General features: G+C 54.3%; 14 protein-coding genes. 4 read left to right on the top strand and 10 right to left on the bottom strand.

Annotated features, from left to right (window positions below):
* Positions 1 to 27: 27 nt before the first annotated feature.
* From QGM61_RS13260 to QGM61_RS13240, 5 genes are all read right to left on the bottom strand, one after another.
* The gene (locus QGM61_RS13260; RefSeq protein ID WP_237134590.1) at positions 28 to 1245 is read right to left on the bottom strand and encodes an acyl-CoA dehydrogenase family protein; all 1218 of its coding nucleotides are present in this window, start codon (positions 1243 to 1245) and stop codon (positions 28 to 30) included.
* A 54-nt stretch (positions 1246 to 1299) separates the two neighbouring features.
* The gene (locus QGM61_RS13255; RefSeq protein ID WP_237134591.1) at positions 1300 to 2064 is read right to left on the bottom strand and encodes an SDR family NAD(P)-dependent oxidoreductase; all 765 of its coding nucleotides are present in this window, start codon (positions 2062 to 2064) and stop codon (positions 1300 to 1302) included.
* Between the two features lie 176 nt (positions 2065 to 2240).
* The gene (locus QGM61_RS13250) at positions 2241 to 3077 is read right to left on the bottom strand and encodes an SDR family oxidoreductase (RefSeq protein WP_281133237.1); all 837 of its coding nucleotides are present in this window, start codon (positions 3075 to 3077) and stop codon (positions 2241 to 2243) included.
* Position 3078: 1 nt separating this feature from the next.
* Positions 3079 to 4095 carry an NADP-dependent oxidoreductase gene (locus tag QGM61_RS13245; RefSeq protein ID WP_237134592.1) on the bottom strand — a complete coding sequence of 339 codons (1017 nt, stop codon included), beginning with the start codon at positions 4093 to 4095 and terminating at the stop codon, positions 3079 to 3081.
* A gap of 25 nt (positions 4096 to 4120) precedes the next feature.
* Positions 4121 to 5341 (bottom strand): aspartate aminotransferase family protein, encoded by a 1221-nt coding sequence (locus tag QGM61_RS13240; protein WP_281133236.1) that lies wholly within the window; start codon positions 5339 to 5341, stop codon positions 4121 to 4123.
* Between the two features lie 437 nt (positions 5342 to 5778).
* Between QGM61_RS13240 and QGM61_RS13235 the strand changes: the two genes are divergently transcribed.
* Positions 5779 to 7275 (top strand): hypothetical protein, encoded by a 1497-nt coding sequence (locus QGM61_RS13235; protein ID WP_281133235.1) that lies wholly within the window; start codon positions 5779 to 5781, stop codon positions 7273 to 7275.
* Between the two features lie 45 nt (positions 7276 to 7320).
* Here QGM61_RS13235 and QGM61_RS13230 read toward each other — a convergent pair whose 3' ends face one another.
* From QGM61_RS13230 to QGM61_RS13220, 3 genes are all read right to left on the bottom strand, one after another.
* On the bottom strand, positions 7321 to 8508 hold the full coding sequence (locus tag QGM61_RS13230; protein WP_237134595.1) for a CaiB/BaiF CoA transferase family protein: 1188 nt from the start codon (positions 8506 to 8508) through the stop codon (positions 7321 to 7323).
* Positions 8509 to 8511: 3 nt separating this feature from the next.
* Positions 8512 to 9054 (bottom strand): chorismate--pyruvate lyase family protein, encoded by a 543-nt coding sequence (locus tag QGM61_RS13225; RefSeq protein WP_281133234.1) that lies wholly within the window; start codon positions 9052 to 9054, stop codon positions 8512 to 8514.
* An 85-nt stretch (positions 9055 to 9139) separates the two neighbouring features.
* Positions 9140 to 10177 carry an OmpA family protein gene (locus QGM61_RS13220; RefSeq protein WP_281133233.1) on the bottom strand — a complete coding sequence of 346 codons (1038 nt, stop codon included), beginning with the start codon at positions 10175 to 10177 and terminating at the stop codon, positions 9140 to 9142.
* A gap of 248 nt (positions 10178 to 10425) precedes the next feature.
* On the opposite strand from QGM61_RS13220, the gene phoB reads away from it, so the two are divergent.
* Positions 10426 to 11139, top strand: coding sequence for a phosphate regulon transcriptional regulator PhoB (gene phoB / locus QGM61_RS13215; RefSeq protein WP_237134598.1), 714 nt, complete (start codon positions 10426 to 10428; stop codon positions 11137 to 11139).
* Positions 11140 to 11185: 46 nt separating this feature from the next.
* Positions 11186 to 12520, top strand: a complete 1335-nt coding sequence (phoR, locus tag QGM61_RS13210) for a phosphate regulon sensor histidine kinase PhoR (protein ID WP_281133232.1) — start codon at positions 11186 to 11188, stop codon at positions 12518 to 12520.
* Between the two features lie 42 nt (positions 12521 to 12562).
* On the opposite strand, the gene phoU is transcribed toward phoR, so the two are convergent.
* Positions 12563 to 13288 (bottom strand): phosphate signaling complex protein PhoU, encoded by a 726-nt coding sequence (phoU, locus tag QGM61_RS13205; protein WP_237134600.1) that lies wholly within the window; start codon positions 13286 to 13288, stop codon positions 12563 to 12565.
* 164 nt (positions 13289 to 13452) lie between these two features.
* On the opposite strand from phoU, the gene ppk1 reads away from it, so the two are divergent.
* Positions 13453 to 15624, top strand: coding sequence for a polyphosphate kinase 1 (gene ppk1, locus QGM61_RS13200; RefSeq protein ID WP_281133231.1), 2172 nt, complete (start codon positions 13453 to 13455; stop codon positions 15622 to 15624).
* On the opposite strand, the gene QGM61_RS13195 is transcribed toward ppk1, so the two are convergent.
* Entirely contained in the window at positions 15584 to 16537 is a 954-nt protein-coding gene (locus QGM61_RS13195) for a hypothetical protein (protein ID WP_281133230.1), read from the bottom strand. The two genes, ppk1 and QGM61_RS13195, sit on opposite strands and share 41 nt — an antisense overlap.
* Positions 16538 to 16584: the final 47 nt, after the last annotated feature.

Raw genomic sequence — 16584 nt, 5'->3', positions numbered from 1 at the left:
CGTGGTCAGGGCGTCAATCGCGGTGCTTTAGTCGCGGTATTGGGCGAGCTCCTTGCGGGCCACAACGCGTCGGTGCACTTCGTCCGGGCCGTCGGCCAGTCGCAGCGTACGCTGTGATGTCCACAATGCTGCCAGCGGGAAGTCCTGTGACACACCTGCAGCGCCATGTACCTGGATAGCGCGATCAATGACGCGCAGCGCCATGTTGGGCACGGCCACTTTGATCTGGGAAATGGCATCACGTGCAGCTTTGTTGCCGATGGTGTCCATCAGGTAGGCAGCGCGGAATACCAGCAGACGACACATTTCTATCTCGATACGGCTATCTGCAATAACATCGTAGTTACCGCCCAGCTCGGCCAGCGGCTTGCCAAATGCTTCCCGATCAACTGCGCGTTTACAAAGCAGCTCCAGCGCCTTTTCAGCTGCACCAATCGAACGCATACAATGGTGAATGCGACCCGGCCCCAGACGTCCCTGAGAGATCTCAAATCCACGGCCACGGCCGAGGATGATATTTTCTTTTGGCACACGCACGTTAGTAAAACGGATGTGCATATGGCCGTGCGGTGCATCATCATGCCCGAATACACACATTGGCCGCAGCACTTCTACTCCGGGTGTATTCATAGGCACCAGGATCTGGGACTGACGGTTGTGCTTGGGCGCATCCGGGTCCGTTACCACCATCACGATCATGATTTTGCAGCGCGCGTCGCCAGCACCGGAGATGTAGAATTTCTCACCGTTGATGACCCACTCGTCGCCATCCAGCACAGCGCTGGTTGAGATATTGGTGGCGTCTGATGAGGCAACGGCCGGCTCTGTCATTGCGAAGGCAGAGCGTATCTTGCCCGCCAGCAGTGGCTTGAGCCATTGTTCTTTCTGTTCCTCGGAACCATATCGCTCCAGAACTTCCATATTGCCAGTGTCCGGTGCGCTGCAGTTAAACGCCTCAGATGCCAATCGGCTGCGGCCCATGATCTCTGCCAGGTGAGCATATTCGAGATTGCTGATGCCGGCTCCGCCCTGACTTTTTGGCAGGAAGAAGTTCCACAGGCCCAGAGAGCGTGCTTTTTCTTTCAGACCTTCCAGGATTTCGTCCTGTCTTGGCGTGTGCGACCAGCGGTCACCGACACTGACCTCAGCCTGGTATTCTTTTTCTACAGCGGCTACATCTTGTTCAACAAAATTGCGGATTTTCTCCCGCACTTCCTGCATTTCTTCGGACAGGCCCAGATTCATGGTCAATTCCTCAGTACTTGATTGGATAGTCGTGTTATTTGTTTGTTCGGGTGGTTAACCGGTAATGGTGCCACCGCCGTCTATGACGATTGTCTGGCCAGTCGTAAAACTGCCGGCCGATGAGGCCAGGAAGATTGCTGCTCCGGCGATTTCATCAGGCTCACCAATTCGCCGTAGCGGATATTTGGATACCGTTCTTTCGTAGGTCTCAGGGTTTTCCCACAAGGCGCGCGCAAAATCAGTTCGAATCAGGCCGGGTGCTATACAGTTCACCCGTATGTTGCTCGGACCCCACTCGACGGCAAGGTTGCGTGCTATCTGCATGTCGGCAGCTTTGGAAATGCCATACGCTCCCAACACATCGCTGCCCTTGAGTCCGGCGATCGAAGACACGATGATCGCCGCCCCGCCGCCATTGGCGGCCATGCCTGGCAGCACCATCTGGCAAAGGCGATGGGCGCTGCCAACATTCGAGCTCATGATTTTGTCGAAGGCTTCGTCGGGAATATCCTGAGATTTTCCATAAAAAGGATTCAGGGCTGCATTGATGACCAGAATATCGATACTGCCATAGTGCGCCAGAGTCTTGTCTACCAGCGCCTGCAGCTGCTCCTTGTAATTAATGTTGCAGGCTATTGGCAGTGCTTCGCCACCGCTAGCCTTGATCTCGGCTGCCACTTCGTCACAGGCATCCTGATTTCGACTGGAAATAACAACTTTGGCGCCCGCGTCAGCCATTCGCTCCGCGATTGCCTTGCCGATGCCCTTGGTTGAGCCAGTAATCAAGGCGACCTTTCCGGTCAGATCGAACAACTCCATTTTGCCACCTCCTCCAACATGATTTTAGTTTTATTGCTTGCCCGTTGTGACAAGTATCTGAGCGCCAACAACATTATAAACAAAGTGAATATAACCACCTTGGATTATAAGTCAGACCTCACGCGGATTCAAAGGCACATTTTTCTACAAGGAAGCTAGACAACCCGCATGACAGATCAGACATCTTCATGCATCCATGGTCTGCTGCCTTTGCTTATATGCGTTCCGCCGTCCACAGGAACAACTGCACCTGTCGTATAAGCGCCAGCTCGTGTGACCAGATAAAGCAGCACACCGGCAATTTCTTCAGCCTGCCCTGCCCGGCCAAGCGGGCTGTCTGCGGCGATATCATCACCATATTCAGACAGAACGTAGTCTGTCATGCGGGACTGAAAAAAGCCGGGTGCAACGGCGTTCACCGTAATATGACGCGCCCCAAGGTCGACAGCCAAAGCACGCGTCAAATGATGCAGCGCAGCTTTACTTGCCGAATAGGCGAATGTCGGCACACGCTGAACAATCGGGACATGCAGCCCATCCATTGAGCCAATATTGACAACGCGGGCAGGATCCTTCTCGTGCGCCGCGCGCTGCAGTGTCGGCAGCAGATCACGCGTCAGAGAAAACACCGCATTGACATTAGTGCTCATGACCTTGGCAAAGGCCTCATCGGGGTAGTCCTCGATGCGCGCCCCCCAGTTGGCGCCTGCATTGTTGACCAGAATATTCAGGCCCTGCTCACCGCACCATGAATCGAGTTCCTGCACCAGGAGCTGCCGATGATCTGCCGCAGTCACATCGGCCACTACTGCCTGACAGTCGCCAAGCGGCGCCAGCATGGCCAGCGCCTCATCACAACGCTGTTGTTTGCGCGAGGCAATCATGACCCTGGCTCCGCCGCGCAAAAGAGCTTCAGCCATAATGAGACCAAGCCCACTGCTGCCACCGGTCACCAGCGCTGTTTTGCCTTTTACCGAAAACAGCGATGTTACACTCAAATCCTGGCTGTTCATGTCATTCATCTGCGATTTTCACGAGTTGCTTGCCAAAATTGCGCCCTTTGAGCAGCCCCCTGAACAACTCGGGAGCATTCTCCAGGCCTTCACCAACAGACTCTCGATACTTGATTTTGCCAGCGTTGACCCATGCGCCAAGCTGCTCCGTCGCCTGCTGCCATTGGTCCTGCCACTCGGTAACCACAAAAAAACGATGCTCAGGAACGTGTCTGGCAGACTTGAGAATCTGGAACGGTGTTTCTGCTTTGGTGATATCCTGGTCGTTGTAGTTGGAAATGTAGCCGCAGATCGGCACACGTGAACCTTCATTCAACAATGGCGCGACCGCCCGGGTAACATCCCCCCCCACATTCTCAAAGTAGATATCGATACCGTCAGGGCAGCATTCCTTTAACCGCGCAGACAGATCCTCGTTTTTGTAATCAATGCATTCGTCAAAGCCGAGTTCTTCCCTGACGTACTGACACTTTTCAGCACCGCCTGCGATGCCTATGACACGCAGCCCCTTGAGTTTGGCAATCTGACCCACTACCGAGCCTACTGCGCCTGACGCTGCAGCCACAACAAGTGTTTCTCCTGCCCGTGGCTTGCCTACTTCCATTAAACCAAAATACGCCGTCCTGCCGGGCATTCCGACCACCCCAAGATGCGCGGAAAGGGTGCCGTTTTTCAGATCGACCTTCATCAGGCGCGGCTCATCATCATCAGCAACAATCAGGGACTGCCATCCCATATGAGCAGTAACATAGTCACCTGCCTTAAATCGCTCAGACTTTGATTCAAGCACAATGCCGGCCGACTCACCTGTCATGACGTCGCCAACTTCCAGCGGTTTTGCGTATGACTTCACGTCATTCATGCGACCGCGCATGTAAGGATCCAGGGACAGCCAGATAACCTTGATCAAAATCTGCCCCGTGGCGAGCGGCGCAACGTCTTCCTCAACCAGTCGAAAACACTCGTCTGCTGGCTCGCCCAAGGGGCGCTTGGCCATTAACATTTTCTGATTTTTCATAACTGCTCCCAATGAATCGTGATTTTCAGGCTGACCGCATACTAGCCCACTGACCCTGAGCCCACAAGTTTCCCAGCGCGAGCTCCAGCAGCCCGACACCCTGCTGCCACTCGTCATTCGTGATCAGCAGCGAAGGTATCAATCGAACAACACCATTTCGCGTCGGCGTTACCAGCAGACCCTGATCCAGGCATTGCTCTGAGAATGTCCAGACATCCACCGAAGCAGTCAGCTCCAGTGCCAACAGCAGACCTTCGCCACGGACCTCCTGGATCAGATCCGGATATTGCTGCTTGAGTCGTTTCAGATCTGCCAGAGCCCGTTCCGACAGCCTGGCGACACGCCTGGACACCTGCTCTTCTCGCAAGTACTTCACGACAGCCGCTGCGACAGCAGACACCAGTGGGTTACCGCAGTACGTGCCGCCGTGGTCGCCCAGTTGCACACGGGCAGCAATCTCGGGACGCATCACCAGTGCAGCAAATGGCAGACCGCCCGCAATGCCTTTACCCAGGGTCATCATGTCCGGGGTCAGCGCAAAGCGGTCGCAAGCGAAGAAATGGCCAGTCCGGCAAAAGCCGGTCTGCACTTCATCAACTATCAGCAGACAGCCGTGCTGTTTGCATTTTTCTTGCAGGGCGTTGATATAGTCCGAGGTAAGTGGGCGGACACCACCCTCCCCCTGAACCAGCTCCACTATTACTGCGGCAACGGAGCCATCTATCAATTGCTCGAGCTCTTCGATGTTGTTGAGCTCGGCGAATCGATGATCGGGCAGTCTTGGCAGATATCGGGCCGCATTGTCGCTGCCTCCTGATGCTGACAAAGTGGCCAGAGTCCGCCCGTGAAAAGCACCACCGATTGACACAATCGCCTGACGCCCCGTCACCTTTCGGGCCAGTTTTAGTGCGGCATCATTGGCTTCCGCACCACTGTTGGCAAACCACATTTTGGACAGTCCCTCCGGCAGGACTTTGGCCAGTTCCTGCATCAGGGCTGCGCGCGCTGGCGAATAGGTGAACCCTGAATTGGGATTCTGCATTACTTTGGCACTCTGTTCGGCGATGGTGTTTACCATCACAGGATGACTGTGACCGAGGCAGGTGACACCCCATCCGGAGGTAAAATCCACTATTTGACGGCCATCCTGATCCCACACCCAGACCCCCAGCCCGCGCTCCACAACCAGAGCTTGTCTTCGGCACACAGACAGCCCGTAATAATCCTCAACTTCTTGAACATTCATGCTTTTTCTCCTCGTCTACAGGTTAGAGTCCTGACGAAGTCACCTCTGGACAGGCAAAAAAAAACCTCCGGGGCCTATGGCCCCGGAGGTTTTTGGTGCTTAGTCAGTCTTTGGTTTTAACTACTTAAATCGACTATGCTGCAATCCTCAACCCCGGTGCCACTGGCATACGCGCACGCGCTGCCGCACGCGCACGACGTGCCGCTGCTGCCAGGGCAACAGTTGCAGAGACGGGCATGAAACAGCTGAAAGAGGTCATTTAAACGTCTGATTTAGGTAAGTCCAGGCGCGGGACTGTATTTGATCTGAAGCGAACTTGTCAATAAATTCTATTTAAAACCAGTGGACTGTGTACATACGCCTGTAGCCCTGTGTTAAGGAAAATAGTACATTAAACCTGACAACCTGTGTCGCAAACCTGCCAGGTGGCCTTTGTGATGACACGATTACCAGCCCGTCGACAACCACGCTTGACCCGAACTAAAAGGGCCACGCACTCTCTCGCCTCGATAGCATCAGCTATCGCGTTAAGCACACTCATACCCATTGCCGCCCAAACAGTCGACCCTGCTGACACAGAGGCTCTTATTGCTCAGCTTAATGAGCAGCGAGACGCACTTGCGACCATGCAACAGGAACAGGGCACATTTGGCCAGAACAGCGATGATATGCTGGCTCTACTGCAATCTCTGACAGAGACCCTGCTGCTGGCGAGGGCAGAAGGTGAGGCGCTTGAAGCTCTGGATCAACAATTGCAGATTATCAAGGTACACGACGGACTCTATTCAGACGCACAGATTCCGGTCCTGCTGCAGATAGTGGATGTGCTCGCTGGCCAGCGGCAATGGGAGGAAGTTTCTGATCGCCTGGATTATATCCACTGGATGCTGCCGCGCGCCCCAGAGATGCCGCTGGAAACAAAGCTCACTGTTCTGCAGCAGACAGATGAACGCCTGCGCTTTGCATTACTGCACGGCCCGCGCGAGCGCGAAGCCCGTTACCTGCTTCAGCTTCGGGAACAGCGTGAACAGGCCCTCGAACTGGCCCTGGATGCAGGCAACACAGAACAGATAGACGCATTGCAATACGACCTGGCGCTTGCCGAGCTGTACATTGGACTGGCAATGGTCACAACCACAGACACCAGCCAGGCGCTGATTAATGAAGAACACGGCATTCCGTCGACGACGCCATTGCGGCCACTTCAACGCATAACATCTGTCAGTGACCTGGAAACAATGTACGGCTCGCGGACGACAACCGTCATTGAGCGTGCTCATCGATCCGCCATGACACGTCACTATCAGTTGATCGAAGAAATTGGTGAGCGACAGTCAGAGGAACCCGAAGTTCAGGCGATGCTGAAATTGTATCTTGGCGACTCGGTGTTACTGCGCCAGCAATACGAGTTACGCACCGGCACACTGATCAGCGATGCACGGGGCAGCAACAACATAGGTAACGCCGCAACCTATTATCGAGACGCCTGGGAACTGTTCAAAGAGGCCGGGTACAGCGACTCAGAGCTAAATGCCTACTTTGCCTGCCCCGCTCTGCTGCCCCTGCAAACGCTGTCACTTGAATTGACAACCGGGAGCAGCCACTGTGAGATCACTGATGAAGATGCATTGATGACGATTAACAACGTCGTCATGACAGAGGGCGCATTGCCTGCATTTGCCTACGAAGAGTTGCCACAGACCCAGCGTGAAATGACCACGGACGGCGTCAAAACCCTGTTGGAGTTTCGTATCGGTATCAATGGACAGGCAGAGAACATCGACATTATCGACGCAACACCGGACACGACTGGTGCCCGTATTCAGGGAAGGGATGCTTTACGAAGCCTGCAGTTCCGACCAGTCCTGATTGATGGCGAAGCTCAGCGACGGCAAAATGTTCGACTGACCCTGATCAGTCTGAATCAGGATTGATCAGATACGGAACCCGGCCTTGGGTCTGGCCGAGGTCTTCTGCTTTCAGCGCTTTCGTTGCGCCGGCACAACACCGCTTGACTGAAGCTCATCAATCTCTGAATCCGAATAGCCAATTGCGGCCAGCAGCTGACGACTGTGCTGACTGAAGACAGGAGGCAATTCCCGAACAGAACCTGGGGTCCGCGAAAACTTGATCGGTATTCCTGTCATTTTATACCAGTCATTATCGATAAACATCTGGCGATGGCGCGTGTGCGCATGCTCAACCACCTGCGCAGTGTTGTATATCGGTCCTGCCGGCAAGCCCAGGCTCAGAAGCTTTTCAGCCAAAGCTGCACCATCGATTCGCATCAGTCGCGACTCCAGCTCGACCTTGAGTGCTTCGCGGTGCTCACAGCGACTGGCATTACTGGTAAATCTGCCATCATCCAGCAATTCGCGCGCGTCCAGGGCAGAGCAAAGTTTATCGAAGGCGCGGTTGTTGCCTGCGCCGATAAAAATATCGACAGTGCGCGTGCGGAAGGTTTCATAGGGACTGATGTTGGGGTGTGCATTACCGGTAGGCTCAGGCACTTTGCCCGACATGGCGTAATTGACGACATGAGGGTGCATCAGCGACACCGCACAATCATATAGCGTCATATCAATATACTGGCCGTGCCCGGATCGCTGACGCTCTATGACAGCCATCAGTATGGCAACCGCGGCGTACAAGCCGGTTCCCATATCAACCATGGCTACGCCCAGTCTTGTCGGGTCACCGCCTTTGATACCATTGACACTGAACCAGCCAGCCATCGCCTGCACTATGGCGTCGTACCCTGGATATCCACCTAATGGACCATCCGCACCAAAGCCGCTAATACGGCAGTGAACAAGACGGGGAAAGCGTTTACTCAGGGTCTCATGGTATCCAAGGCCCCAGCGCTCCATCGATCCCGGTTTATAGTTTTCTATCAGGACATCTGCGTCGGCCAGCAGTTCGAGTAACAGCTGCTGGCCGCGCTCGCTGGACAGATCCAGCGCCATGGCGCGCTTGTTGCGATTGACACCTATAAAGTAGGCAGCGTCCTCACCATGGAAGGGAGGCCCCCAGTCACGCACTTCATCGCCCTGCGGAGGTTCAATCTTGATAACCTCGGCGCCGTGATCGGCCAAGACCTGTGTGCAATAAGGCCCACCCAAAACACGTGTCAGGTCGATTATCTTGATGCCATCCAGGGTGCCCATTTACTAAATCTCCATGTTGACAAGATGATAGCGCATTTCTGGCAGAAAGAATTCAGCGACCAGTAACGGGCGCTGCTGCAGAGAAAACAGGGATCGACGTCCCCAACATTCACTGGATCGCGTAATTTCTGGTGGCTGTCGCGACAGGTCAGGCTGTTCGAAAAGAAATCCACCCAATGGCTTGTCCCGAAGACGTGACAGCTGTCGCAGATGACCGCGCATGCTGTTATAGGGAATCAATGAATGCGCGGCAACCCAGGCTTTACCATAGAGGCATAACTCGACGTGCCGGCTCCAGAGCCAATGCCCCGGCCTGTGACTGCCCAGCAACTGCATTTGATGGCTGCTGCCTCTTATCCAGCCCTCCGCAAGCACCCTGACCTGAAACGTATCATCAGATACAGCCTGCAGACGGCGTGTCAGTGAGCCTGATTCGAGCAACCAGTCACGCCAGAAGGCATCGGGACCGGGCAGGCATTGTTGGATTGGCCGCCAGGCCTGATTGAGGTCGGCCCTGAAGGGTCTGTGCTTTAGAACATCCTGCACGGCATCTGCTCAGCTAAAGCAAAACTCCCTGCCACCGCGTCGACGGTAGCAGGGAGTTCGCTGTCATATCATGTTTGCCTGACAATCAGTTGCGCAATTGCGGACGCTGAACTGTTGTCGACATTACGCTCTCAACGCGACGGTTTTCTGCGCGGCCAGCTGAGGTGTCATTGGTCGCAACAGGCTGGGATTCGCCGTAGCCACGAGCCGAGATACGCGCAGGATTGACATTGAAACGTTCAATCAGCACGTCACGCACAGCATTGGCGCGACGCTCAGACAGGCCCAGGTTGTATTCGTCAGTACCAACGCTGTCAGTGTGGCCACCAAGCTCTGCCATCACATCATCGTGCTCGCTCAGGAAATCTGCCACCTGGCGAATGTCGTCGAAGTATTCAGGCTTGACGACTGCCATGTCAAAGTCGAACTGGACATCAAGCGTGATTCGCGCCACTTCTTCCAGCATGATCGGACAGCCACGGTCATCCACAGCGTAGTTGCGCGGGGTGTTCGGGCAGTCATCACGGCTGTCTGGAACGCCATCACCGTCGGAGTCGCGTTCAACCGGTGCAGGGGTAGGCTCTACTGTGGCCGGCGCAGGGGCCGCACCCAGATGGAACACCAGACCTGTGTCGATACCAAAGTCGTAAGTCTTGTCGTCAAAACCGTAGAAAGTGCGGGCTGCAGCTCTCCACTCGACGCGATCGCTGAAGCGGTATTTTACACCAGCGCCAAGATTTGCCGTGGTGTCGTGGTTGGTGTCGAACTTGGTATCACCAAGGCCAGCTACGAAGAACGGAGAGAAATCACCGATTTCATTGCTGACATTGTAAAGGACATCCAGTCGCAGCGCGCGCAGACGATCACGTCCGGCAAGAGTGTTCATGTTGATACGGGAGTAAGTCAGCTCAGTTGACACATGCTCTGACAGACCATAACCGGCACCCAGTGAGTATCCAGTTTCGTGATCCGATTGACGCGTGCTGTCGAAGTCCATCCACTGAACGCCAGGCACGATGTAGAATCGCCCCTCATCTGCAGCAGCAGACTGAACACCGAGCGCAAGCAGCCCTGACGCCATCGCGGCTGCCAGACCAATTGCTCGTAGTGGTTTTGTAATCATGACTTCTCCTCTGCCCCCAGGGCACTTCGTACATAAAATGGTGGATCTGCATCGGTGCAAATCCGGACCGGCATTATATATCAGCAGAATATCTAATACACATATGTGTATCGTTTTTACGCTTCAACTCACAAATAATCTTTGTTTTACCAGCGTGTTGGCGAATATTTGCCACTACTCCGTCATAAAATTGTAATATTTCAATGTCTACAATGCGGGCATCACAAATAGATTGCAGGACGAATCAGATGACGACCGAGCCCACCATTCTTATAGTTGACGACGAAGCCGCCATACGCGACATGATCGGCGTTGCTCTGGACACGGCCGGCTTTAACAGCATGGAGGCTGAAAGCGCGCTGGAAGCCCACGTCAACATTGTGGATAAACGCCCCGATCTGGTGCTGCTCGACTGGATGCTACCCGGTGGCAGCGGCATCGAGCTCGCCCGCCGACTGAAGCGCGAGGAGCTTACGGCTGACATTCCAATCATCATGCTGACGGCCAAGACCAGTGAAGACAACAAAGTCCAGGGACTTGACGTGGGTGTTGATGACTACGTTACCAAACCCTTCTCGCCGCGCGAGCTGATCGCCCGCATCAAAGCGGTGCTGCGCCGAAGCACCGGCAATCTGCGTGACAAGCCGATTCGCGTTTTTGACCTCGAACTCGATCCAGCCAGTCATCGTGTGACCATCGAAGAAAAAGCAGTAGACATGGGGCCCACTGAATATCGATTGCTGAACTTCTTCATGACACACCCCGAAAAAGTGTTTTCCCGCGACCATATTCAGGACCAGGTCTGGGGCGCCAATGTGTACCTCGAAGAACGCACCGTTGATGTCCATATCGGTCGCCTTCGCAAAGCGCTGACGTCAGCTTCGAGCCCCGGTATCAACTACGCTGGTCTTATCCAGACCGTGCGCGGCGCCGGCTATCGCTTCTCGACAAAACCCGAATAAGCGCCTACGCTTTACAGTCATTTAAAACAATCACTGGATGTAACGTTTGTTCTCCGACTGGTATTCCGCACTTCGTCGACTTTTGTTGATTTTTTCGGCATTGCTGCTGGCTGGCTGGCTGATTGGCCAACCAGCACTGGTGGTGCTGGTTGGCACACTGATTTACCTCGTTTATCACCTGCTGCAACTGCGTCGACTTTACAACTGGCTTAAGCGCAATGAAGGCGCACAACCCTCACCACCCCCTGAGGGCCGAGGTATCTGGGGTTATGTCTTTGACGCCATGTACCTGCTGCAGCGACGTGAGCGCGAAGCCCTGCTGGAGCAAAAGAGCATTATCGACAAAGCCCAGGAGTCGACATCAGCGCTGGAAATGGCAGTAATCATGATAAGCGGCAAAGGGTCTCTGGTCTGGTGGAACCCCGCTGCCAACCGACTGCTGGGTCTGCAAAGCCCCAAGGATCGTCACCAGCCGGTTACTAACCTGATTCGCGAGCCGCAGTTCATTGAGTATTTCAATCGTGGACTCTACAAGAACCCCCTCAAGCTGAACTCCCCAGTGAAACCGTCCGTCATGCTGGAATTCCAGATCACCAGTTTTGGCGAAGGTGAACGACTGATGCTGGTACGGGATATTTCCCAACTGCATCGACTGGAGATGATGCGCAAGGACTTTGTGGGCAATGTGTCGCACGAACTGCGCACCCCCATCACGGTCATTACCGGGTATCTGGAAACCATGCTGGACGACAGAGACAATCTACCAAAACGCTGGGTACGCCCAATCGAACAAATGGCGCAACAGTCACACCGGATGGAAAACATAATCCGTGACCTGTTGACCCTTTCGCAACTGGAGACCCGTTCAGCATCCAAACAACAGAGCGCCATCAACCTGCTGTCGCTACTGCGGGATATAAAACAGGATGCCGAACAGGTGTTTGCCGAGAAAGGCCAGACCTTTTCGCTGAACTGTGATGATGAACATTACCTGCGCGGAAATCTGAATGAACTGTACAGCGCCGTGTCCAACCTGGTGCTTAATGCCGCCAAATATACTCAGCCGGGCGGACAGATCAGTCTGACAGTCGTCATGGGAGAACGCGGGCTGGATGTCAGCGTTGCTGACGATGGGCCGGGGATCGCACCGCATCATATTCCCAGGCTGACTGAGCGCTTCTATCGCGTCGACGAAAGCCGTTCAACTGATACGGGTGGCACAGGCCTCGGCCTGGCCATCGTAAAACACGTACTGGCACGCCACGATGCTACGCTGGAGATCAAAAGCCAGGTTGGAAAAGGCAGTCAGTTTATCTGTCATTTCCCCATCGAACGCCTGAGTAATGGCAGCGAGCAAAACCCCGAGAAACCTCAGGGTTGAATCGGATTTCAGGATGGGCGGGAAAACCGGAGTGCAGGCAAATCAGAGCTCTGACTTGACCTGCTCTTCCATACCGGTGAGGCCGGCGTGACGTACGTCGGTACCCATGACCATGTACACCACGTGCTCAGCAATGTTTTTGGCGTGATCGCCGGCACGTTCCAGCGAACGCAATGCCCAGATTATATTCAACACACGGGTGATACTACGCGGGTCTTCGATCATGTAGGTGATCATTTCGCGCATGGCGCTGCCGTACTCCATGTCAACGTTGACGTCTTCCTTGGCCACCGCCAGCGCCGCCTCGGCGTCGTAGCGCGCGAAGGCGTCAAGTGCCATATTGACCATGTGACGGACGCGTTCGCCAATATGACGGATTTCGACGTAACCTTTTGAAGATTCATCCTGTGAGGCCAGTTCCATCGCCAGCCTGGCAATTTTAGCGGCCTCGTCGCCAATTCTTTCAAGGTCGTTGACCGCCTTGATAATACCCATTACAAGTCGCAGATCACTGGCAGCAGGCTGGCGACGCGCTAGAATACGATTGCAGGCTTCGTCGATGGTCAGCTCCATCTCATTGACAACGTCATCGGTCTCACGCACCGTATGACCCAGATCGCTGTCGGCGGTAATCAGGGCAACCAGGGCATCGGCCAATTGCTTCTCCACCAGGCCGCCCATCTCAAGCATACTGCTCTTGATTTCTTCCAGCTCGATATTGAATTGTTGGGAAATATGGTGGCTGTGAACGCCGGCATCGGTTTTCATGATAGGGATCCTTGCAGTTTGCACCGCACTATAACGCTGAAATATGACACTTATGTGACAACGACTGACAAAAAACTGTCACACCGTAACAGTGTGTATTGATCGCCCACTACGTTAGAATACATCGTTAAACGCCACCTGGTAAGCCCTTTCAGGAAGTACGCATGAGTACCCGCGATCAAAGTGAACGTATAGAGCCACAACCACTGCCCGATGCACCGGAATCGATTGGCTGTCCTGCTATCGCCGAGGATATTGATCTGGATGACAGTGCCTATTATCTGAATCGCGAGCTGAGTTATTTGCAGTTCAATCTGCGCGTCCTCGATCAGGCGCGCAATACCAGGCATCCGCTGTTGGAACGACTGATGTTCCTGCTCATCTTCAGCTCTAACCTTGACGAGTTCTACGAGATCCGCGTTTCTGGCCTGAAGAAGCAGTTGGGATTTGGCCGCCAGCGACCTGGTCCCGACGGAAAATATCCTCAGGAAGTACTCAGCGAAATTCACGCTACAGTGCGCCAGGCCCTGCAGGAACAGTATCGAATACTGAACGAAGAACTGCTGCCTGCCATGGCAGGTCAGAATATTCGTTTTTTGTACCGCCATGAATGGAGTGCCAGCCTGACAGAATGGACTCAGGAGTACTTTCGCAATGAGGTCCTGCCTGTCATCAGTCCGCTTGGTCTGGATCCGGCGCACCCCTTCCCGAGGCTGGTCAATAAAAGCCTGAACTTTATCCTGTCACTGGAAGGCAAAGATGCCTTTGGTCGTGACAGTGGGCTGGCTATCGTACCAGCCCCGCGCGCGCTGCCACGTTTGATCAAGGTCCCATCACATATCATGCCCGATGGCGACAACTTCATCTTCCTTTCGTCGGTCATTCATGCCCATGTCGAGGAGTTTTTCCCGGGCATGCGCGTCAAGGAATGTCACCAGTTCCGGGTCACACGCAATTCGGACCTGGAAATGAGTAATGTGGAAGTTGAAGACGTTGCCAGTGCATTGCAGGGAGAGCTGCACATGCGCCGCTTTGGCGCCGCCGCAAAACTCGAAGTCGGATCTGGCTGTCCTGCCGAATTGACGGACTTTTTGCTTGAACGTTTCAATTTGACTGAAGAAGAGTTGTTCAGGCTTGACGGCCCCGTCAACCTGCAGCGGCTGATGGCACTGAACAGCATGATTAACCGCCCCGACCTACAATTCCCGCCGTTTTCGCCAGGGCTGCCGTCGGCACTGGAGGAGAATAATTGCATCTTCACTGCGGTGACGCGTGAGGATCAACTGCTGCTGCATCCATATCAGTCATTTATTCCCGTTATAGACTGGGTTCGTCAGGCAGCACGAGACAGCGGCGTCATCTCCATCAAACAGACACTGTATCGAACCAATGAGTCTTCAGAACTGGTAGAGGCGCTGTCCGAGGCTGCTCGCAATGGCAAAGAAGTTACCGTGGTCATTGAATTGCGAGCCCGATTTGACGAAGAGGACAACATCCAGTTTGCCAGCATCCTGCAGGAAGCTGGTGCCGTAGTGGTTTACGGCGTCATGGGTTACAAGACACACGCCAAGATGCTTCTGATTGTGCGACGTGAGAGCGGTCGACTGAAGCGCTATGCGCATCTGGGCACCGGCAATTATCATCGCAAAAATTCCTTGATCTACACTGACTACAGCCTGATGACCTGCGATGAAACTTTGTGCGCCGATGTTCACAAGGTGTTCCAGCAAATCACTGGCATGGGAAAAAAGATCTCTCCTGACCTGATTCTGCACGCGCCATTCAAACTGATGAAGGGTCTGGTGCAATTGATTACGCAGGAGAAACAGGCAGCCCTGGATGGCAAACCGGCGCGAATCATTGCCAAAATCAATTCCTTGACCGACCCTGCCATCATTCGCGAATTGTACTGCGCCTCTCAGAGTGGCGTGAAAATCGATTTGATCGTACGCGGCATTTGCTGCCTGAAACCAGGTGTACCCGGCGTTTCAGAGAATATACGGGTTGTGTCTACCATCGGTCGATTCCTGGAGCATTCTCGAGTCTATTACTTCTCCAATGCGACCTGCCCGCTCTATTGCTCAAGCGCGGACTGGATGGAGCGCAATCTTATCCGACGAATCGAAGTCGCCTTCCCGATTCTCAAGAAGAAGTGGATCAACCGCATCGTAGAGGAAATGGAACTGCACCTGTCTGACAAGCGACAGACCTGGGAATTACAATCGGATGGCACCTACCTGCGCCCGGATGTTGACGGTGTCGAGGAAGTCGGCGACGGGGTGCAGAACCAGCTGCTTAATTCGCTCTCAATTCATGCAACGGTGAATCGCCGCTGATCGCAGCTTTGACCATGTAGTGCAGCATGCCCTCGCGCAGAGCTGATGGGCTGAAGCGCAGCGATTGCACACCTGTCGCCTGCATGAATCCACACAACACCGCCCAGCCTGGCAGCACCAGCTCGCGTCGGCCATTTTTCAGACCGGGGAGCACATATGTCGGGTCACAGGCCACCTGCAGAATGTCGGGTTTAAAAGACTTCAACAGGGGCAGGTTAACTGAATTCGGCGACGAGCCCCCCATTCGCTGTGCGCAGACACCGGCCAGCATCTTGGCCGTGCCGGATGACGCATAAACGTCTGACCACGGATTGGCAGCCAGCGCCTGGGTAACTTGAGCAAAGACCTGTTCAGCACTTTGCAGAGCGAGATCGAGACGTTTTTCCAGCTCATTCGCGTCTGCAGGCTGTTCGGCGAACCAGCGGTCACGCCAGCTGATACAACCTATTGGCATGCTGTGCGACTGCAGTCGCGTGTCGTCCTGGCCTATGACCAACTCCGTGCTTCCACCACCGATATCAATGATCAGGCGAGGTTCGGGCGATTCAGGCAATGCTGAGGTAACACCGGCATAGACCAGCGCTGCTTCTTCAAGCCCACTGACGATGTCTATATTGATACCCAGCTGAGATGCCGCTTTGAGAAACTCGTCGGCATTCGACGCAATGCGCAATGCGTTGGTACCAACTGCCCAGCAGTGCTGGATGGGGTAGCGATCAAGAGCATGTCGAAAGGTATGCAGACAGCGCAAACCACGAGCAAAGGCGTCATCAGTCAGCCTGCCGCCGTCAGCCAGACCCTCACCCAATTGGACTTTGTCACTGAAGCGCTCCACGATATCATGCCGACCATCGTGCCAGTTGGCAATCAGCAGGTGGAAACTATTGGACCCAAGGTCAATGCATGCGTACATTTGCTGGTTTTCTGCCTCCAAACAGCGGTGATTAAAGCACGTTAGCC

Source organism: Pseudohongiella sp. SYSU M77423 (assembly GCF_029911965.1).
Taxonomy (GTDB): domain Bacteria; phylum Pseudomonadota; class Gammaproteobacteria; order Pseudomonadales; family Pseudohongiellaceae; genus Pseudohongiella.
Note: the sequence above shows the minus strand (reverse complement) of the source record. Positions and strands in the feature narration are given on the sequence as shown.